The organism is Scandinavium manionii (genome assembly GCF_024764775.1).
GTDB classification, from domain to species: domain Bacteria; phylum Pseudomonadota; class Gammaproteobacteria; order Enterobacterales; family Enterobacteriaceae; genus Scandinavium; species Scandinavium manionii.
The window spans coordinates 216,671-237,565 of the sequence record NZ_JALIGC010000040.1 but is presented as its reverse complement, the minus strand read 5'-3'; the positions used below and the strand labels follow the sequence as shown (position 1 = coordinate 237,565).

Here is a 20,895-nt window from a genome sequence, read left to right as displayed (position 1 = left end):
TGTGTCCGGAAAATAATTTTTGAAGGCCGCAGGGAGATATAACCCTACGGCGCAACGTTATTCACTAATATCGACTTTCTTTATTTTACTCTCGCGTCGCAGGGTGAGGGTCGAGCCCATTGAGGCGGTCATGATCGCCAGCAGCGCGAGGGTTTGCGTACCGGTCAGCGTTTCATTGAGGAACAGCATCCCTGAGATGGCCGCCAGCGCCGGTTCCATGCTCATCAGCGTGCCAAAGGTGCGGGTTGGCAAGCGGGTGAGGGCAATCATTTCCAGCGAGTAGGGCAGCGCCGTGGACAAAATGGCAATGCCCAAACCGAGCGGCAAAATTGACCACTGCCACAGCACCTCGCCAGCCTGAAAGGCGCCGATTGGCACAAACACCACCGCGGCAATCAGTGAGCCCATCGCCACCGTGGCAGGGCCGTGCTCTTCTCCCGCCCGTTGGCCGGTAATAATGTAGACCGCCCAACAAGCCCCGGCACCCAGAGCCAGCGCCGCGCCGGTTAAATCGACGTGGGCTATACTTTGACCGAGCGGCAGAAGAAACCATAGACCCAGCACCGCCAGCGCCACCCAGACAAAATCCACCGCGCGACGAGAACCAAACAACGCCACCGCTAACGGGCCGGTAAATTCGAGCGCTACCGCCACGCCGAGCGGAATGCGCTGGATGGAGAGATAGAAGAGGTAGTTCATTGCCCCGAGCGACAACCCGTAAAACAGCAATGGCAGCCGCTGCTCTCTCGTGAACCGCAAACGCCAGGGCTTAAAGATGCACACCAGAATCAGGGTGCCGAGAGCCAGGCGCAGGGCGGTTACGCCGGGCGCGCCCACCAGGGGAAAAAGCGACTTCGCCAGCGCCGCGCCGCTCTGAATCGAGCACATGGCAATCAATATTACGAGTATCGGCAACCATACCGGGAGCTTACGTGATAAGCCTGGCATCCTTTCTCCTGTCAATTTTTGTCAAAGGAAGTAAAAGAGGCAGTGTAAATGAATTACCCCTTTCTGGTTTATGCATTGTTGAAAAAAAGCGAAGAAAACCACCGTACAATAAAGTTCAGTCACAGGATGAAAACTCCGCCAGTTTAGGATTAATCTGGATGAATGCGTCAGTTAATGCGCGCGATAATGGCAAAATCTGTGAGGAAGTTGATGATTTTCAATAGGGATTGTCAGTGGTGGAAACGTTTAGTTACATGATTGAGACCCTTAGACAACGACAATCGCAAAGAGTTTTTAATTAAATTTTGATATATTTAAAACTTACGGACTTACTTGAAGCACATTTGAGGTGGTTATGAATAAAATTGCACGTCTTTCAGCAGTGGCCTTTGTACTGGCTGCAACCGCAGGTACCGCAGTAGCTGCAACTTCTACCGTTACTGGTGGCTACGCTCAGAGCGATATGCAGGGCGAAGCGAACAAAGCAGGTGGTTTCAACCTGAAATACCGTTACGAGCAGGACAATAACCCACTCGGCTGGATTGGTTCTTTCACTTATACCGAGAAGAATCACAACGAAAGCAATACCTATAACAAAGCTCAGTACTACGGTCTGACTGCTGGTCCAGCTTACCGCATCAACGATTGGGCGAGCATCTACGGTGTAGTAGGTGTTGGCTACGGTAAATTCCAGGCTAACGACTTCCCGGCTAGCAAATCCGACATGAGCGACTACGGTTTCTCCTACGGCGCGGGCATGCAGTTCAACCCAATCGAAAACGTTGCACTGGACTTCTCCTACGAGCAGTCTCGTATCCGTAACGTGGACGTTGGCACCTGGATCGCAGGCGTGGGTTACCGCTTCTAATCACTTCGGTGATAATAAAAAATCCGCCCAAGGGCGGATTTTTTTTGTCTGCAATTCCTGAGAAAGGGAATCAGTGGGGGGCGGTGTCGAAGACATCCGTTCCGAGGTGATTGTAATCCACTTTCTGCAACCGGAAGTTGGTGATGTAGACCGGGCCAGCCTTCTGGTTCGATATAAAACGGTACGGCGTGGCAATTTCTTGCGCCTGAATACCGGTCCACTGCGAGAAGAAGCTCAGGAAATCATTTGCCGAACGGCGCGCTTTAATCACGAGATGGGTTTTGTCATCACTCGACAGCACCAGGAACGGTACCTGGAAGTTCTGCTGAAACTTGTCATCATGCGCCAGATACTGCACCGATTTGCCGCGTTCTTTTATGGCTAAGCCGTGGTCAGAGAAATACACCAGCGAGAAACTGTCGCCGGAACCACGCAGCTGATTGTAGAGCTTGCTCAGCAGCTGGTCGGTTTGCGTCATGCTGTAGAGATAGCATGAGGTTTCCTTCGACTTTACGAAATCAGTGTATTTCCCCTGGGTGCGATCGCAGGCCTGTGGGTGTGATCCCATCAGGTGCAGAACGATCAGCTGAGGCTGAGTGCGTTCAGTGGACAGCACCTGCGCTGTCATCTTCAGCAGATCTTCGTCTTTGGTATTTTTATCCGCTTCAAAATCACCGTTTTTCAGGAAATGCGCTTCGTCCGCGCGTTTCGCGATACTGGCAATGGCGGTGTCGTACTCGCCAATCTGGCCCTGATTCGAGAACCACCACGTCTGGAATCCGGCGCGATTCGCCAGGGTCACAAAGTTATCCTGATACAGCGGTTTGCCGTCAACCACGCGGTTGAGCGTCAGGCCGAGGGATTTCTGTGTTGAGCCACTGGCGGAAATATAGTCGGTAAACAGCGTGCCGTTCACGTCGCGTTCAAACGGGGTGTTATCCCAGTGGCCGCCAAACGCGCCCATCGCATCACGGCGCGCGCTCTCGCCAATCACCACCACGTAGGTGTGATATTTAGGCTTCACCGCCACCACATTCCAGGTATCTTTCAGGTGGGAAAACTGCGCCAGACGCGCCTGTTCATCCAGCACCTGCTGGTTGCTGATCGCCACGTCGTGCATGAAGCGCACCGCCGGATAACCGATTTTGCTGATACGGAACGCGCCATCCCATGCCATCTCCTGAACCGGACGCACAAAGGCGACGCCGACGCAAAACAGCAGGCACAAGATGTCGATTTTGCTCCACGCGCGTTTGGCTTCCTGCTTGCGCCGCACCGCAATCACGCCCATCGCGAAGATAAAGACAGAAATGAAATAGCTGTACCACGGGAAGATAGTCAGGATTTCCGTGGATTCTTCGGCATTGGTCGAATGCAGCGCCAGCAGGGTATTAAAGTTTGGCGCGCCATAAGCCTGACCAAACGGATAATAAAAAGCCGCCACCAGAGAATAAATGCCGAGCAGGACTTTCTGCGTGCGCGGCACCGCGCGCCACAGCACATGCAGGACGCAGGTAAACGAGACGGTATACAGGAGGCTGAAAGAATATCCCAGCGCCAGATTCATCAGCAGTGATTGTAAAAAGTAAAATCCGGTCCATGGGTTAAGCGCCATGCCACGCGCAGCAAGCGTTTCTTTCAGCGTTACATTCATAGGTCACAATAAAAAAGCCGCCATGTGCATCCCCTGGCGTCGAAGGGTAAAGCCTGCCTGGCAGTGCGTGTAGAAAGGAGTTCGACGAAGCGCAAAAGCTGCAGGGATGCGAGAAGATAAAGTTGATGAATAGTTACGTCAACTACTCATAACGAATTGTTTTGAGAAGGCGATAACAAATCCGGAAAAAAGAAGGGGTTTTTGCTGTCAACGGGGCAGTGTGACTGGCTTTTATGACAAAAAAAATGAAGCGGCGTACCGCGACGCCGCATTAATGAGAAGGCTTGTCCTGCTGCGGTTTGTTGCTGAACAGGTCACACAACATATTGATCAGAATCAGGCGCACTTTAAAGGGAGAATGGGTAAACACGCTTAAGCACCTCTTGAGTTCGTTCATAACAACCTCCTGAACATTTCAGACCTTCACTCCATGAAGGATGTTCGTATTACATACAGATATAGCACAGGCTATATTACTTAGCTATGGCTAAAACGTTAAATTTTTGTGCTCTGGTCACGATCCTATACAATGGTGCTCCTTTGTCTGATGCACTGACGCGTCACAGCGAGAAGAGGAAGCATAATGAGCCGTCGTCCGGACACGCCAGGAATAAAAAAAGTGACGCAATTGGTAAATGTCGAAGAACATGTTGAAGGTTTTCGTCAGGTGCGAGAAGCGCATCGCCGTGAGCTGATTGATGATTACGTTGAGCTGATTTCCGACCTTATCCGTGAAGTGGGCGAAGCGCGGCAGGTCGATATGGCGGCGCGTTTAGGCGTGTCCCAGCCGACGGTAGCGAAAATGCTGAAACGTCTGGCAGGCGTTGGGCTTATCCAGCAGATCCCCTGGCGTGGCGTGTTTCTCACCCCGGAAGGCGAGAAACTGGCGCAGGAAACTCGCGAACGTCATCAGATCGTGGAAACCTTTTTACTGGCGATTGGCGTAAGCCAGGACACCGCCCGCCGCGATGCCGAGGGAATGGAACATCACGTCAGCGAAGAGACGCTGGAACGCTTCCGCCAGTTTACCCTTCAGGCAGGACTGCACGCTGAATGAGCCTTCCTTTATTGCGGTCGCTAATGCGTGACCGCTTTTTACATCTGCTGATCCTCACCGGTTTCCTCCTTTCTTTATTTGTCCCGTTTCATCCATCTTCCTGGCCCGCCGCCATTGACTGGCACACCATCGTCACCCTGAGTGGCCTGATGCTGTTGACCAAAGGCGTCGAGCAGAGCGGTTATTTCGACGTGCTGGGTCGTAAAATGGCGCGACGTTTCGTGACCGAACGCCAGCTGGCGATGTTTATGGTGCTGGCTGCGGCGGTTCTGTCGACGTTTCTCACCAACGATGTGGCGCTGTTTATCGTTGTGCCGCTGACCCTGACGCTGAAAAAGTGGAGCGCCATTCCGGTCAATCGACTGATTATCTTTGAGGCACTGGCGGTAAACGCGGGCTCGTTGCTCACGCCGATTGGCAATCCGCAAAATATCCTGCTGTGGGGCCGTTCGGGCCTGTCGTTCCTGTCATTCAGCTGGCAAATGGCTCCGCTGGCACTGGCGATGATGCTCACGCTACTGGTGCTGTGCTGGTTTTGTTTTCCCGCCAAAGCGCTTCATTTTCAGAGCGGAGAACGCACCCCGGACTGGAAGCCAAAGCTGGTCTGGTGCTGTCTCGCGTTTTACCTGATTTTTTTGCTGAGTCTTGAGATGCGCCAGGAGCTGTGGGGTCTGGCGGTTCTCGCCGTCGGTTTCTTGATCCTCGAGCGGCGCGTGGTGTTCAGCGTCGACTGGACGCTGCTGCTGGTTTTCATGGCCATGTTTGTGGATGTGCATATGATGACCCAGCTTCCGGCGCTGCATTACGCGTTATCCGGCGTTGGCGGTTTATCTGACGTGGGGCTCTGGCTGACGGCCATCGGCCTGTCGCAGGTGATTAGCAACGTGCCGTCCACGATTTTGCTGATTAACTATGTGCCACCATCCATGCTGCTGGCCTGGGCGGTAAACGTCGGGGGATTTGGCCTGTTACCCGGCTCACTCGCCAACCTGATTGCGCTGCGTATGGCCAACAACCGGCGCATCTGGTGGCGTTTCCACCTCTATTCCATCCCGATGCTGCTGTGGGCCGCGCTGGTCGGTTTTGTCCTGTTGAGCCTTGTCAGATAGTGCGGATTTGTCAGGATTTCCTGGCAAATTCCTGGCAAATGTAGAGCAACCTCCTAAGTTTAGTGAACGGCGAATGTGTTACGCCGTTAACCTACAGGACCGTTGTGACGCTATGGCAGAGACGAACGCCCCTTCTGAAAAAGAACAAAATAATGAGACCCCCACTAGCAAGAAACCCGGAAAGAAGCCGTTAATCATTCTGGGGATTGTGGTCGTGGTGATGCTGATCATTGCGCTGGTGTGGTGGTTTTTGACCCGCAATGAGGAAACGACTGACGATGCGTTCACCGACGGCAACGCGGTGACTATCGCGCCGAAAGCCGCAGGTTACGTGACCGAGCTGAAAGTGTCCGATAACCAGCGGGTGAAGAAAGGCGATCTGTTGGTGGTTATCGATCCTCGGGATAACACCGCCCAGCGAGATCAGGCGAAAGCCCAGTTGGGGCTGGCGGTGGCGCAGCTCCATCAGGCGCAGGCGCAGCTGGCGCTGTCAAAAGTGCAATATCCCGCTCAGCGCGATGAAGCGCGCGCGCAGGTGCTGAAGGCGCAGGCTGATATGGCCAACGCCGAAGCGTCCTACCGTCGTCAGCGCGGCGTCGATCCGCGGGCGACCACGCAACAGAATATCGATTCGGCGAATGCACAACTGCGCAGCGCTCAGGCAGGATTAGCCAGCGCCAGGGCACAGCTGGAAGTGGCCGATCAGGTGCAGCTGCAAATCCGTCAGCAGGAAACTAACGTTGAGGCGCGTGAGCGTCAGGTCGATCAGGCCAAAGCCCAGCTGGAAACGGCGGATCTGAATCTTTCTTATACCGAAGTGCGCGCTCCGTTTGACGGCTTTGTCACCAGGCGTAATGTGCAAAACGGCACTTTGGTGCAGGCGGGCACGGCGCTGTTTTCTCTGGTTTCAACGGACGTATGGATAACCGCCAACTTTAAAGAGTCTCAGCTTGAAAGAATGAAACCGGGGAATAAAGTCAGCGTGTCGGTCGATGCGTGGCCGGACATAGAACTGGAAGGACACGTGGACAGTATTCAACAGGGTAGTGGGGCGAAGTTCTCCGCCTTCCCGGCAGAAAATGCCACCGGTAACTACGTAAAAATCGTTCAGCGCGTGCCAGTGAAAATCGTGATTGATAAAGGTCTGGATGCGAATCATCCGTTACCGCTGGGCCTGTCTGTTGAGCCGAAGGTTACGGTGGAATGACGGACAGCAGCCATGACAACTGGCGGCCGGCCAGCAATCCGTGGGCGGTGGCGATCGTCGTCACCCTCGCGGTGTTTATGGAAATTCTCGACACCACCATCGTCAACGTGGCGCTGCCCCACGTCGCCGGGTCACTGTCGGCCAGCTACGACGAATCCACGTGGGTGTTAACCAGTTATCTGGTGGCGAACGGTATCGTGCTGCCGATTTCAGCCTTCTTAAGCCGCCTGCTCGGACGCAAACAGTTCTTCATGATCTGCATCGTGATGTTCACCCTCTGTTCGTTTCTGTGTGGCATCGCCACCGAGCTGTGGCAAATCATTCTTTTCCGCGTGATGCAGGGATTCTTCGGCGGCGGCTTACAGCCCACGCAGCAGTCGGTACTGCTTGATTATTTCAAACCGGAAGACCGTGGCAAGGCGTTCGGCCTGTCGTCGATAGCGATTATTGTCGCCCCGGTGATGGGCCCCACCCTCGGCGGCTGGATAACCGACAGCTACTCCTGGCGCTGGGTGTTCTTTATCAATATCCCGGTCGGGATCCTGACGGTGCTGGCGGTGTATCAGCTGCTTGAAGACCCGCCGTGGGAGAAAAAAGCCGAAGGTAAAGCCAGCATCGACTGGACCGGAATCGGACTTATTGCGCTGGGGCTGGGCTGTTTGCAGGTGATGCTCGACAGAGGTGAAGACGACGACTGGTTCCACTCGAACTTTATTATCACTTTTGCGGTGCTGACGCTGATTGGCATCGTCGGGGCAATTTACTGGCTGCTTTACGCCCGCAAACCGGTGGTGGATTTACGCTGTATGGCGGATCGTAACTTTGCAATTTCCTGCCTGCTGATGGCGGGCATGGCGATGATCCTGTACGGCAGTTCGGTGGTTATCCCTCAGCTCGCTCAGCAGGATTTAGGCTACACCGCCACCTGGTCGGGGCTGGTGATGTCGCCGGGGGCGGTGCTTATCGTGCTCACCATTCCGCTGGTGCTCAAGCTGATGCCGATCGTGCAGACCCGCTGGATAATCGCTTTTGGTTTTACTCTGCTGGCGGTGTCCTTCTTCTGGTCGCGAAATCTGACGCCCGCTATCGATTTTGAAACGCTGGTCTTGTTCCGGTGCGCCCAATCATTAGGACTGGGATTCCTGTTTGTGCCGCTGACCACTATTGCCTTTGTCTCCATACCACGTCGGCTCAATGCCGATGCCGCAGCGCTGTTCACTATGTTCCGTAACGTGGCGGGATCGGTGGGGATTTCGCTTTCTACTGCAGCTATCACCGAACGCGCGCAAACACACAGCGCCTATCTGGCCTATAACGCCACGCCGTTTAACGAATCTTTCCAGTTGACGCTAAAAGAGGTCGCGGAGGCTATCCGCAATTTCACGACTCAGGTGGGTGACCCGCTGAGTCTGGCCGGGGGACAAATGTATAAGCAGCTCATCGCTCAGTCCCGATTTCTGGCCTATGTCGATGTGTTTACTCTTTTGAGCGTGGTGGCGCTATGCCTGATCCCGTTTTGTTTACTGCTTTCGCCAATTAAGAGCGAAGGCAGCGCAGGAGCACACTGACGATGTACAGAAGCATACCTTTTGCCCTGTCCGGAATCGCATTACTGCTGGCGGGTTGCTCCGTCGGGCCGGATTACCTGTCACCGCAGCCGAAAACGCCGTCGCACTGGAATGATCCCGGAGACAACGCGGCGGCCTCGAAAACCGCGACCCAGGCGGTGAATACGCGCTGGTGGACGACGTTCAATTCAGCCGAACTCAACAGCCTGATTGAGAGGGCGATCATCGGCAATCTCTCGCTGCAACAAACCGCGCTGCGTATCGCCGGGGCGCGTGAACAGCTCAATCAAGCCAACGGCGCGTTCTTCCCGTCGGTGAACGGGAATTTGCAGGCCACGCGCCAGCAGTTGGGTGTTGAAGGCGAGCTGAACTCTCAGGGCGTCTATAGCCAGATTGATAATGTTGACCCGGATTTGAAAGGCGCGTTACAGCCGCTGACCGAGCCGATTCACCTCTATCAGGGCAGCTTTGACGCGCAGTGGGAACTCGATTTGTGGGGAAAAGTACGGCGTCAGGTCGAAGCGGCGAAAGCGCAACAGCAGGCGGCAATTGAACAGCGCAACGATGCGCTGGTGTCGCTGGAGGCGGAAGTCGCCCGCGCCTGGCTCCAGCTGCGTGGCACGCAGAGCATTATGGCAACCATGAATACGCAGATAGCCAGCGCCCAGGAAACCCTGGAGCTGACGCAAAGCCGACAGAAGGGTGGGCTGTCGCCGCAGATGGACGTCGAAAACGCCCGCGCACAGCTGGGAAATCTTGAAGCGCAACTCCCACAGTATGAAGCGCAGGAACGACAGGCGATGAACGCGCTGGCTATTCTGCTCGGCAAACCGCCGGGCGCGCTGGATGGCGAACTGCGCACCCCGCAGCCGCTGCCGAACTTACCTGACGTGGTGCAAACCGGCATCCCGTCGACCCTGGCGCGCCGCCGTCCGGACGTGCGCGAAGCCGAAGCCAATTTACATGCCGCCACGGCGCAAATTGGTGTCTCTGTGGCAGAACTGTTCCCCAGCCTGACGCTGAACGGCCAGTTTGGTTTGCGTAATACCGAAACCAACTGGCTCACCGACTGGAGCAGCCATTTCTACAGCGTCGGCCCGCAGATTTCGATTCCCATTTTCCAGGGCGGACGACTGGTCTCCAGCGTCAAACTGGCGCGGGCGCAGCAAGGCGCGCAGGTGCTTCAGTATCGGCAAACCGTGCTGACGGCGCTCGGCGACGTGGAGAATTCGCTGGTAAGCTATCGCAGCGATCAGAAACAAGAACAGGCATTGCAGCGCACGATTGATGCGTTGCAAAGCGCCTTTAACCTCGCCAGTGACAGCTACAAACAGGGGCTCGCGACGTTCATTGACGTGCTTGATGCGCAGCGACAGCTGGCGCAGGCGGAGCAGCAGCACGCTCAGGCGCAGGTGCAAAGTCGCATCGATTTAGTTGCCCTGTATAAAGCCCTGGGCGGCGGCTGGGAAACGTATCAGGACGTGCATCTGCCGGCGTATTCGGTATTCGGCGATGCACCTCGCGGTTAAGGTTCAGAGAATTGGGCAAGAAACGGGCAGGATCGCCCCATTCGCAAACGCAGGCGTGTGGTTATAACTATACGACACACACCAACGACATCCCCTGAGGAGAAAGTTATGCGTTACCAGAAATTAGGCAATACCGGTCTGTTTGTGTCCGAACTGTGCCTTGGCACCATGACGTTCGGCGGCGAAGGCGGAATGTGGGGCAAAATCGGCCAACTGCAGCAGGCGGACGCCGAGCGGCTGGTTGGCAGCGCGCTGGATGCGGGCATCAACTTTATCGATACCGCCAACGTTTATTCGGAAGGGCGCTCGGAAGAGATCACCGGCCAGGCGCTGAAAAACCTCAAAGTGCCACGCGAAAACGTGGTGGTGGCGACCAAAGTGTTTGGCGAAACCGGCACCGCGGGTGTGAACTCGCGCGGCAGCTCGCGCTATCACATCATCAACAGCGTTAAAGAGAGCCTGCGCCGGATGCAGCTCGATCATATCGACCTGTTTCAGCTGCACGGCTTCGACCCGGCCACACCGATAGAAGAGACGCTTTATGCTCTGGACAATCTCGTGCAGCACGGCCATGTGCGCTACATCGGAGTGTCGAACTGGTCGGCGTGGCAAATCATGAAGGCGCTGGGCATTTCCGAGCGTCTGGGCCTGTCCCGTTTTGCCTCACTGCAGGCGTATTACACCATTGCCGGGCGTGATCTTGAACGTGAACTGGTGCCGATGATGCAAAGCGAAGGCGTCGGGCTGATGGTCTGGAGCCCGTTGGCGGGCGGTTTCCTCAGCGGTAAATACGGTCGTGACGGACAAAACGAAGCGGGCGGACGCCGTCTGGAGTTCGATTTCCCACCGGTAGACAAAGCGCGTGGTTTCGATTGCATCGACGTAATGCGCGACATCGCAGAACGCAAAGGCGTGTCGGTGGCACAAATTGCCCTGGCGTGGCTGCTGCATCAGCCGGTGGTCAGCAGTGTGATCATCGGGGCCAAACGCCCGGATCAGCTGGCGGATAACATCGCCGCGACCGGGATCCGTCTGACGGACGACGAGCTGAAACAGCTGGATGCGGTCAGCGCGCTGCCACGTGAATATCCGGGCTGGATGCTGGAGCGTCAGGGCGAATACCGCCGTAATCAGCTGGCACAGCAATAAAACGTCCCCGGCGGTGTGCCGGGGCGTGGATAAAAACCGGGTAGGCCAGGGGGCCACCCGGTTTTTTTATAGCGGTGGAGAGGCCTGAATCATGGCTGCGATTTTTTCCAGCGTCGGTTTCGCGGTACTGAAAAATGCCTTCAGGCCAGGGCAGAGATAGTTGAGTCCGGTTTCTCCATCGGGGGCACGAACGATGCGATTTTTTGGGCACTCACCCCAGCAAAGTTTGAGGTGAGGACAAGTTTTACAGTATTCAGGCAGGGTATTTTTCTTGCCCATGCCAAACGCCTGCTGGCGTTCAGAAAACACCATTTGTGCCAGCGACTGCCTGTGGATATTGCCGAGCTTATATTCCGGATAGACATAGTGATCGCAAGAGAAAACGTCGCCATTTTTCTCCATCGCCAGTGCTTTTCCGCAAAATTCGGCGGTGACGCACAGCTGTGCTGGCAGTCCCATGGTCTGCACCACAGCCGTTTCAAACACGTTAACCTGTACCCGGCCGAGATCGTGATTCACCCACTCCTCAAAAGCGCCAATCAGGAAGCTGCCCCAGTCGTCCGGATCGACTGACCAGTCGGTGACAATTGAGTCCAGATCGCCAGGGTGCGCCCGGCGCGTGCCAGTGATCGGAATTGTGTCATCGCGCCAGAACTGTGGTGCGGTATGCTTAAATTCCACGGGTTCCACGCAGGGAATAAACTGGATATAGGTCGAACCCACGGTCTCGGTTAGAAAGTGATACACCTCCTTCGGGAAGCGGGCATTGACGCGGTTGATGACCACCAGAGTATTGAACGACACCCCGTGGCGTTTCAGCGTTTCGATACCACGCATTACGCGGTCAAAGGTGGGTTTGCCGCTGCGCGTCACACGATAGCGGTCATGCAGTTCCCGCGGACCATCAATCGAAACGCCTACCAGAAAGCGATGTTCTTTGAGAAACTCTGCCCACTCATCGTTAATCAGAAAACCATTGGTCTGTAGATCGTTTTCAATGCGTTGATGTTTTGGCTGGTATTTCTTTTGTAACTCCACCACTTTGCGAAAGAAATCGAGCCCCATCAACGTCGGTTCGCCGCCTTGCCAGGAGAAGATGATCTCTTCGCCGTCCTGGGTGGCGATGTACTGTCGGATAAAGTTCTCCAGCACCTCATCGGTCATCCCTTTGTCGCGATCCTGGTGCAGGAGCTGCTCTTTGTGCAGATAAAAACAGTAGCTACAGTCGAGATTACAGGTGGAGCCAGACGGTTTGGCCATCACATGGTAACGGCGTTTTAATGGCGGCAAATAGCGTCCGGCATTTACCAGGGGGGTCAACGACAGGGTGGTGCTCTCTTTCATAGTCTGGCCTTAAAAATGAGAAATCCGGCCCCGAAACGAGGCCGGTGATGCCATCAGTTGCCGCTCGGCAAGGCTATCTGGAAGCCCTGTTTTTCCAGTTGCTCGCGTACGCCCTGTACGCGCTCATACTGGCTCAGGGTAATCGGGCCGGAATAGCCCTCACTCTGGTTTTTACGCGGTGGATATTTAACGTAGGTCTGCATCAGGTTCTTGATCGCCTCATTAAAGGTCACCAGCGTCCAGGTATGCTCGGTGTAGTTGTTCATAAAGATATCGTAGCGTTCTTGCGGATCCTGCCAGAGGTCAAAGATCTGTGGCACGGTGGCAACGTAGGACGATGGTCCTTTCCAGCCGAGGTTAGAATCAACCGCCAGACCGCCTGTTTTCACGCCATCGTCTCCACGGAGGTTGAACTCAGCCTTATAGTTGCCAACGCGAACGGCCCCAGGGGTGAGTTCATCTTCGGTAAAGTAGAACCAGCTATTGCGCGGATCTTTCCCGGTCCCGAACAGCACTGGCGAGATGTCATAGCTGTCGAAAATCATCGGTTTGCCGGCGCGATCCTCAGTCGGCAATTTGATGTCTGCCAGAGAGGCGAACGTTGCCATCAAATCCAGGCCGCCGACGATGTCATAGTTGCGGCTGTGATCTTTGATTTTACCCGGCCACCAGGCGATGGCGGGCACGCGACTACCGCCTTCCCGATCGGTTCCCTTGGTACCACGGAACGGGGTATAACCGGCATCAGGATAAACATCCTGCCAGGCGCCGTTATCGGTGGTCCAGACCACGAGGGTGTTTTTGTCGAGACCCAGTTCACGAATTTTATCCATGATATGCCCGACGCGGGCATCCATTTCGACCATCGAATCGGCGTACTTACTCTTCGACATTGATTTGCCGATGTAGTCAGGATCCGGCATGTTTGGCTGGTGGTTTTTCATGAAGTTAATGCTCATGAAGAACGGTTCACTGGATTTGCTGTTGGCATCCAGGTAGTCGAGTGCCGCTTTTTCCACATAGCGGTCAAAGAACGGAATACCGACCACCCCTTCTTTACCGTCGATAACCGGAGTGTTGACATACTGGCCGTTGATTTTGAAATCTTCATGTGGCGCTTCGCCGGCTTTACCCGACAGGGCACCGCGGGTAACACGCGCAAACATCTCACGTAGTTTCGGATCCATATCCGGGAACCACTTCGGATCGGCGTAGGTATAGGCGTTCAGGTGATAGAGCCCGACGTAGCGCATATCGTCATAACCCTGCGCATTTGGCAGGGCGTAATCGGATTCACCCAAGTGCCATTTGCCCGTGAAGAAGGTTTTATAGCCCCCGGTTTTCAGCACCGAGGCCAGCGTCCACTCCTCTTTCGGCAGGCCGCCACCTTGGCCCTGGAAGGCCACGGTCGTCATCCCGCTACGGTTCGGAATGCGTCCGGTCTGCATGGCGGCCCTGCCCGGTGTACAGCTAGGCTGACCGTAGAAATCGAAGAAGGTCATCCCTTCATCCGCCATGCGATCGAGATTCGGCGTTGGCATGCCGCGGCCTGGGCCACCGCCATATACTCCCAAATCGCCGTAGCCCGTATCATCCGAAACAATCAGGATGATATTGGGTTTCTTATTATCGGGGGGCGGAGCAGGCGTATTCGTTGGGTCTTCTGCCACCGCACCTCCGGTGCGGATTAGCGAACCGGCGGCAAACGCCAGGACGCCAACACCTTTCCAGCTTTTTCTCATCTGATAGTTCCTCTGCTTATTGTTGAACAGTGGTTGGTGGTCGTCGTGCGGTGGTTGTCAAAATCCTGGACGCTCAAGCGAGCTATGAGGCCAGTACCTCTATTGAAGTGAAGTACAGTTGTGTAAAAATACTGTGAGTTATTTGTAATTTTTTGTTTTCTTCGCAATGAAGCAAGCGTAGAGCCTGAGATCGATTCACGCCGCCTACAAATATCAGTTCGTTGAGGAAGTATTGATAAACAGGCAATAGCGCCATGGTGGCAATACTATCTTTTCGAATCTGCTCACAAAAACAACACAAGCCTTTTGCCTGATTTGTCATTTAGTTCTATATGACTAGTCATGAAATTTAAATGACTAGTCATATAGGCGGGGAGCGACAATGAAGAAACTACCGAAGGATTTTTTGTGGGGTAACTCGGTTTCCAGCATGCAGACCGAAGGGGCATGGAACGAGGGCGGTAAAGGTAAATCGGTGTATGACATTCGTGAGCCGAGCGAGTTTGCATCCGACTGGAAAGTGGCTACTGACTCGTATCATCGCTTCGAAGAAGATTTTGATTTAATGCAGGATTTGGGCATGAACTGCTACCGTTTCCAGATTGCCTGGAGTCGCGTATGCCCAACCGGTGACGGCGCGTTTAACGAAGAAGGGATCGCGTTTTATCACCGTTTCATCGACGGCCTGATTGCTCGCGGCATCGAGCCAATGATTTGCCTCTATCACTTCGACATGCCGCTGGCGCTGGCCGAAGAGTACAACGGTTTTAACGACCGCCGGGTAATGGATGCATTCGTGCGTTACGGGCAAAAGATGATCGACTGCTACGGCGACAAGGTGAAGTACTGGCTGACCTTCAACGAGCAGAACATTTTCCACATGCCGATCGCGTTCCGCATTTCAGGGTATCTGCGCGGAGAAGAAACCCTACGCGAGCTGTACGAAATTCAGCATCACACCATGGTGGCACATGTGCAGCTGACGCAGTATCTGCACGAAACCAAGCCCGGTAAACTGATGGGCGGCATGCTGGCACACCAGCTTATCTACCCGGCGACCTGCAAACCGCGCGATATTTTCTGTGCGCAGCAGTATGACGAATTCCTCAACCAGAACCTGCTGCGCGTGTATGCAGGTGAAGGCTACAGCCCGGAAGTGATGGCGGTGGTGAAGCGTGAAGGCTTCGATGATATCTATCGCGAAGAGGATTTAGCGCTGATTGCCCGCAACAAAAACGACTACATGGCGTTCAGCTATTATGCCAGCCGCACGCTGGATACTGATCCGATTCCGGAAGGCACCGACGTTAACTATTACCTGAAATACGGCGATAAAAATAACCCGTATCTGAAAGCCACCGAATGGAACTGGCAAATCGACCCGCTTGGCTTCCGCAGCATCATCACCCGTTATTACAACGACTGGCGGATGCCAGTGTTCCCGATTGAAAACGGCATTGGCGTCATCGAATCCTGGGATGGCGAGAATCCTGTCGCCGATGACTACCGCATCGCTTATCACCGGGACCACATCAACGCCATGAAAGAGGCAATCTTAGAGGATGGTGCAGAGGTGATTGGCTATCTCGGCTGGGGGCTAATCGACATTCTCAGCTCGCAGGGCGACATGCGTAAGCGCTATGGCGTGGTGTACGTCAACCGCGATAACCACGATCTGAAAGACTTAAAACGTGTGCCGAAGAAAAGCTATGCATGGTTGAAACAGGCGATCCGCAGCAACGGCGACGAGATGTAATCTCTGGGCCAGCCGGGTTTCTCCCCGTCAGCGTGAACGTTGGCGGGGATACGAGTGAGTGAAGAAAAGGTCTCTGCAAATGTCTGATAACGTTACATCCAATATGCAGTCTTTTACCGATCGCTTCGTGGAGTTTTCGGCGCGCATCGCGAACCAGGTTCACCTGCGCTCGTTGCGCGACGCGTTTGCCGGTGTCATGCCAATATTTATTCTGGCAGGGCTTGCTGTGCTGGTGAACAACGTGGTGTTCCCGTGGATTTTTGAAGGCGAAACGTTAGTGCGTTTTAAGGTCTGGGGGGAGGCGATTATCAACGGTACGCTCAACATTGCCGCGCTGCTTATCGCGCCAATGATTGCGTGGTCGCTGGCGCGTAACAAAAACTTTGGTAACCCGGTTTCGGCCGTCGTCATTGCGCTGTGCAGTTTCATTATTATGATGCCGATGCAGGTCGATATGGTGCCGGTTGGCGGCAAAGTGGCGGTGAGCCTGACATCGATTTTGACCTTCGCCAACATCGGTTCCACCGGGATCTTCGCCGGGGTGATTATTGGCTTGCTGTCGACGGAGATATTTATCCGCATTGCGCAGTTTAAACGGCTGGAAATCAATCTCGGTGATAACGTGCCGCCTGCGGTAAGCCAGTCGTTTTCATCGCTGCTGCCGACAATTATCACGCTTTCGCTGTTTGCGGTATTCGCAGCACTGCTGAGTAATTGGCTGCACACCGACCTGATACATCTGATAACGACGCTGATCCAGCAGCCGCTGCGGTTGATCAACACCAGCCTGCCGGGCACTCTTTTTATCTACAGTTTTGGCAACTTCCTGTTCACGCTGGGTATTCACCAGTCGGTGGTGAACAGCGTGGTACTGGAGCCGTTCTTGCTGATTAACACCAACGAGAACATGCTGGCCTACGCCGCAGGGCAGCCGATTCCGCATATCATCAACAACATTTTCGTGCCGACCTTCGGCATGGTGGGCGGAACCGGCAGCACCATTTCGCTGCTGATTGCCATCTTCCTGTTCTCGCGTCAGAAAGCGTCGAAGCAGGTGGCACGGCTGGCGATAACGCCGGGCCTATTTAACATCAACGAGCCGGTAATTTTCGGACTACCGATTGTGTTCAACGTGCCGCTGATGATCCCGTTTGTACTGCTGCCCGCCATCGGTATTTTCTTCGCCTGGGTCTGTACCACGCTCGGATTAATGTCGCGCTGCGTGGTGATGATCCCCTGGACAACACCGCCGGTGCTCAGCGCCTGGCTGGCGACGGCAGGGGACTGGAGGGCGGTCGTGGTCCAGTTGATAATCATTGTCTTTGGTGTATTCTTCTACCTGCCTTTCCTCAAAATTTCAGAGCGAGTGGCCTTAAGAAACAATGGGATAAATGACCAGGATGCGTAACAATGGCGGCGAAATATCTTACTATCGCGCGGGAAATTAAGAAGCGGATTATCAGCCAGCGCTATCCCGCCAGCTCACCGTTACCCGATCAATTTGCACTTGCGGCTGAATTTCAAACCAGCCGCATGACTATCCAGCAGGCGATTCGCCAGCTGATCGTCGAAGGGCTGATTTACACGCGTCAGGGACAGGGCACTTTTGTGCGCAAGAATTTCCTCCAGCTTTCACAGTGGGATTTGCCCGGTACCGACTATTTTGGTGCGACCAAAACCTGGGAGCATCTGGGCACGGTCAGTAGCCAGGTAGTGCGGTTCGACCTGCGTTTTCCCACCGAAAAAGAGCAATCGTCGCTGCTGATTAACGCCGATGCGCCGGTCTACGATTTTGTCCGTTTGCGTCTGCTGAACAACGAACCGATGTCACTGGATGCGACGGTTATGCCAGTGAACCTGGTACCCGGTCTGAATAAAGGCCATCTGGAAAGCTCGGTGTTTCAGTATGTCGAAACTCTGGGGCTAAAGATTATGGGGTCGTATCGCGTGGTGCGCGCCATCAAACCGGGCGAACTGGAGCAGCAGCATTTAATCTGCGAAGCGGGTGACCCGGTGCTGGAAGTCGAGCAGGTGATTTATCTGGAGGACGGCACGCCGCTGGAGTATGCCCATTGTCATTATCGCTACGATCACGGTGGGATTGTGATTGTGAATAACGGTTAATCAAAGCAGCAGCCATAAAAAAAGGCGGATTTTTCAATCCGCCTTTTTTGTGCTCTTTATCCGGTTATCAGTTCAGACGAACTGGCATCCCGGAACGATCCTGTACGGCCTGGTCTACCACATTGGTATCCACATCTGCCTGACCCGTTACCGTCTGAACCGATTTGTTCAGCGTAATTGGCACCACTTCACCACCAGTAAACTGTGCATCGGTGGTAGATAGCGGGTTGTGAACTTCAATGTAGCGGCTACCGTCTGGCTCAGTGGTTGCTTTAACCGGCTCATCAATAAACTGTACGCGCGTACCGACTGGCACGTTCTGGAACAGGAATTTGATGTCGTCGTTACGCAGACGCACACAGCCGTGGCTCACGCGCAGGCCGATACCGAAGTTGGCGTTGGTCCCGTGAATAGCATACAGACGGCCGATATACAGCGCGTACAGACCCATAGGGTTGTCCGGGCCCGCAGGCACAACGGCTGGCAGCGGGTTACCGGCTTCAGCGTATTCAGCATGCATTTTTGCAGTCGGCGTCCAGGTTGGGCCCGCTTTCTTACGTTCAACTTTAGTGACCCAATTGATCGGCGTATCTTTACCCAACTGACCGATACCGATTGGCAGAACGATCACGGTATTTGTACCCGCTGGGTAGTAATACAGACGCATTTCCGCACTGTTGATAACGATACCTTCATGCGGGGTATCTGGCAGGATCAGCTGCTGCGGAATATTCAACACGCTACCGCCTTTCGGCAGATACACGTCAATACCCGGGTTGGCTTCGGTCATGTTGGACAGACCCATCTGATACTGCGCAGCGAAATACTCGAGCGGCTGCTTGTTCTCATCAGGGATTGTGATGACCTGGTTCTGACCAATCAGACGGCTACCGTCGGTTGGCAGAGGATAGGTCACAGCAGATGCAGTATTGCAAAAGCCCATAACGGCAAGAGCTGCCGCGAAAAGCGTAGATATTTTCATTTTCATTTTATACGAAGTATCGGTGCCACGCAGGCTGTTGTTAGAGAAATGGAACCCTTAATGGGAGCGCATTATATGTGCATTCCACGCCGCAGGGAAATCAGATGTGGACGAAATCACATTTTTTTCACCCTCTGGCTTAATGCTGACAGTTTAGTGTCTGCACGTGCAAGGCGATTTTTATTCCCAATTGTGGCAAAATAGGCCGTTAGTCACATCTTTTAGGATACGCCCGTGTTAGTTACCAGCAACGTCACCATGCAGTTCGGCAGTAAGCCGCTATTTGAAAACATCTCCGTCAAATTTGGCGGCGGCAACCGTTACGGCCTGATTGGCGCTAACGGAAGCGGTAAATCCACCTTCATGAAAATTTTGGGGGGCGACTTAGATCCGACCCTCGGCAACGTTTCTCTCGATCCAAACGAACGCATCGGTAAGCTGCGTCAGGATCAGTTCGCCTTCGAAGAGTTCACCGTGCTTGATACCGTTATTATGGGTCACGCCGAGCTGTGGGAAGTGAAGCAGGAACGCGATCGTATTTACGGCCTCGCTGAAATGACCGAAGAAGACGGTTATAAAGTGGCTGACCTCGAAGTCACCTACGGCGAAATGGACGGTTACACCGCGGAGTCCCGCGCCGGTGAACTGCTTCTCGGTGTTGGCATTCCACTGGAACAGCATTACGGTCCGATGAGTGAAGTCGCGCCAGGCTGGAAGCTGCGTGTGTTACTGGCCCAGGCGCTGTTTGCAAACCCAGACATTCTGCTGCTCGATGAACCGACGAACAACCTGGACATCGACACCATTCGCTGGCTGGAAAGCGTGCTCAACGAGCGCAACAGCACCATGATCATCATCTCGCACGACCGTCACTTCCTGAACATGGTTTGTACGCACATGGCGGATCTGGACTACGGCGAGCTGCGCGTTTACTCGGGCAACTACGATGAGTACATGACTGCGGCCACCCAGGCGCGTGAGCGTCTGTTGTCTGACAACGCCAAGAAAAAGGCACAGATTGCTGACCTGCAATCTTTCGTCAGCCGCTTCAGTGCTAACGCCTCCAAATCGCGTCAGGCAACGTCTCGCGCTCGTCAGATTGATAAAATCAAGCTGGACGAAGTGAAAGCCTCCAGCCGTCAGAACCCATTCATGCGCTTCGAGCAGGACAAGAAACTGTTCCGTAACGCACTGGAAGTGGAAAACCTGACCAAAGGCTTCGATAACGGCCCGCTGTTCAAAAACGTCAAACTGCTGATGGAAGTGGGCGAGAAGCTGGCTATCCTCGGGACCAACGGCGTGGGTAAATCTACCCTGCTGAAAACCCTGGTTGGTGATTTAACACCGGACAGCGGTACCGTGAAGTGGTCTGAAAATGCCAAAATTGGTTATTACGCCCAGGACCACGAATACGAATTCGAAAACGATCTCAGCGTGTTCGACTGGATGAGCCAGTGGAAGCAGGAAGGCGACGACGAGCAGGTTGTACGCAGCTTCCTCGGCCGTTTGCTGTTCAGCCAGGACGACATCAAAAAACCGGCGAAAGTGCTCTCCGGTGGTGAGAAGGGTCGTATGCTGTTCGGTAAGCTGATGATGGAAAAACCAAACATTCTGGTAATGGATGAACCCACCAACCACCTGGATATGGAATCCATTGAATCGCTGAACATGGCGCTGGAAATGTATCAGGGCACCCTGATTTTCGTTTCCCATGACCGTGAGTTTGTCTCTTCACTGGCAACCCGCGTTATCGAAATTACGCCAGAGCGCGTGATTGATTTCAGCGGTAACTATGAAGATTACCTGCGCAGCAAAGGTATCGACGACTAAGCATCAGTCACCCCGGCGCGCCTGTCGC

17 protein-coding genes are annotated in these 20,895 nt (G+C 54.3%); 11 read left to right on the top strand and 6 right to left on the bottom strand.

Translation table 11 applies throughout. The features are described 5' to 3' along the window. Window positions 1–57 precede the first annotated feature (57 nt). Window positions 58–948, bottom strand: a complete 891-nt coding sequence (rhtA, locus tag MUU51_RS18880; RefSeq protein ID WP_258968359.1) for a threonine/homoserine exporter RhtA — start codon at window positions 946–948, stop codon at window positions 58–60. 355 nt (window positions 949–1,303) lie between these two features. Here rhtA and ompX point away from each other — a divergent pair, with 355 nt between their 5' ends. Further along, a complete protein-coding gene (ompX, locus tag MUU51_RS18875; protein ID WP_110510006.1) occupies window positions 1,304–1,816 on the top strand; it encodes an outer membrane protein OmpX in 513 nt (170 codons plus the stop codon). A gap of 70 nt (window positions 1,817–1,886) precedes the next feature. On the opposite strand, the gene MUU51_RS18870 is transcribed toward ompX, so the two are convergent. Together MUU51_RS18870 and mntS are read right to left on the bottom strand one after the other, a co-directional pair. Further along, window positions 1,887–3,470: a phosphoethanolamine transferase gene (locus tag MUU51_RS18870; protein ID WP_258968358.1), complete on the bottom strand. Its 1,584-nt coding sequence runs from the start codon at window positions 3,468–3,470 to the stop codon at window positions 1,887–1,889. 271 nt (window positions 3,471–3,741) lie between these two features. Next, complete coding sequence (mntS, locus tag MUU51_RS18865) at window positions 3,742–3,867, bottom strand: manganase accumulation protein MntS (RefSeq protein WP_258968357.1); 126 nt, start codon at window positions 3,865–3,867, stop codon at window positions 3,742–3,744. Window positions 3,868–4,053: 186 nt separating this feature from the next. Here mntS and mntR point away from each other — a divergent pair, with 186 nt between their 5' ends. From mntR to MUU51_RS18835, 6 genes are all read left to right on the top strand, one after another. After that, window positions 4,054–4,527: a manganese-binding transcriptional regulator MntR gene (gene mntR / locus MUU51_RS18860; RefSeq protein ID WP_159754075.1), complete on the top strand. Its 474-nt coding sequence runs from the start codon at window positions 4,054–4,056 to the stop codon at window positions 4,525–4,527. Continuing rightward, on the top strand, window positions 4,524–5,636 hold the full coding sequence (locus tag MUU51_RS18855) for an anion transporter (RefSeq protein ID WP_258968356.1): 1,113 nt from the start codon (window positions 4,524–4,526) through the stop codon (window positions 5,634–5,636). The genes mntR and MUU51_RS18855 overlap by 4 nt, the downstream gene beginning before the upstream one ends. 112 nt (window positions 5,637–5,748) lie before the next feature. Beyond that, a complete protein-coding gene (locus tag MUU51_RS18850; protein WP_159773532.1) occupies window positions 5,749–6,843 on the top strand; it encodes an HlyD family secretion protein in 1,095 nt (364 codons plus the stop codon). Then, window positions 6,840–8,411: a DHA2 family efflux MFS transporter permease subunit gene (locus MUU51_RS18845; RefSeq protein WP_159773530.1), complete on the top strand. Its 1,572-nt coding sequence runs from the start codon at window positions 6,840–6,842 to the stop codon at window positions 8,409–8,411. The genes MUU51_RS18850 and MUU51_RS18845 overlap by 4 nt, the downstream gene beginning before the upstream one ends. Window positions 8,412–8,413: 2 nt before the next feature. After that, window positions 8,414–9,940, top strand: coding sequence for an efflux transporter outer membrane subunit (locus MUU51_RS18840; RefSeq protein ID WP_159773528.1), 1,527 nt, complete (start codon window positions 8,414–8,416; stop codon window positions 9,938–9,940). Between the two features lie 108 nt (window positions 9,941–10,048). Next, on the top strand, window positions 10,049–11,089 hold the full coding sequence (locus MUU51_RS18835; RefSeq protein ID WP_159773526.1) for an aldo/keto reductase: 1,041 nt from the start codon (window positions 10,049–10,051) through the stop codon (window positions 11,087–11,089). 66 nt (window positions 11,090–11,155) lie between these two features. Here MUU51_RS18835 and MUU51_RS18830 read toward each other — a convergent pair whose 3' ends face one another. Both MUU51_RS18830 and MUU51_RS18825 read right to left on the bottom strand, forming a co-directional pair. Then, on the bottom strand, window positions 11,156–12,433 hold the full coding sequence (locus MUU51_RS18830; protein ID WP_159773524.1) for an anaerobic sulfatase maturase: 1,278 nt from the start codon (window positions 12,431–12,433) through the stop codon (window positions 11,156–11,158). Window positions 12,434–12,486: 53 nt separating this feature from the next. Next, entirely contained in the window at window positions 12,487–14,175 is a 1,689-nt protein-coding gene (locus MUU51_RS18825; RefSeq protein WP_159773522.1) for an arylsulfatase, read from the bottom strand. Window positions 14,176–14,557: 382 nt separating this feature from the next. Here MUU51_RS18825 and MUU51_RS18820 point away from each other — a divergent pair, with 382 nt between their 5' ends. The 3 genes from MUU51_RS18820 to MUU51_RS18810 all read left to right on the top strand — a co-directional run bounded on the left by MUU51_RS18820 (window position 14,558) and on the right by MUU51_RS18810 (window position 18,055). Then, on the top strand, window positions 14,558–15,931 hold the full coding sequence (locus MUU51_RS18820; RefSeq protein WP_258968355.1) for a glycoside hydrolase family 1 protein: 1,374 nt from the start codon (window positions 14,558–14,560) through the stop codon (window positions 15,929–15,931). Between the two features lie 79 nt (window positions 15,932–16,010). Then, the gene (locus MUU51_RS18815; protein WP_258968354.1) at window positions 16,011–17,339 is read left to right on the top strand and encodes a PTS sugar transporter subunit IIC; all 1,329 of its coding nucleotides are present in this window, start codon (window positions 16,011–16,013) and stop codon (window positions 17,337–17,339) included. A gap of 2 nt (window positions 17,340–17,341) precedes the next feature. Next, entirely contained in the window at window positions 17,342–18,055 is a 714-nt protein-coding gene (locus MUU51_RS18810) for a GntR family transcriptional regulator (protein ID WP_159773516.1), read from the top strand. A gap of 67 nt (window positions 18,056–18,122) precedes the next feature. Here MUU51_RS18810 and ldtB read toward each other — a convergent pair whose 3' ends face one another. Next, window positions 18,123–19,043 carry a L,D-transpeptidase gene (gene ldtB / locus MUU51_RS18805; RefSeq protein ID WP_159773514.1) on the bottom strand — a complete coding sequence of 307 codons (921 nt, stop codon included), beginning with the start codon at window positions 19,041–19,043 and terminating at the stop codon, window positions 18,123–18,125. Window positions 19,044–19,271: 228 nt separating this feature from the next. Here ldtB and MUU51_RS18800 point away from each other — a divergent pair, with 228 nt between their 5' ends. Next, window positions 19,272–20,867: an ABC-F family ATPase gene (locus MUU51_RS18800; protein ID WP_159773512.1), complete on the top strand. Its 1,596-nt coding sequence runs from the start codon at window positions 19,272–19,274 to the stop codon at window positions 20,865–20,867. Window positions 20,868–20,895: the final 28 nt, after the last annotated feature.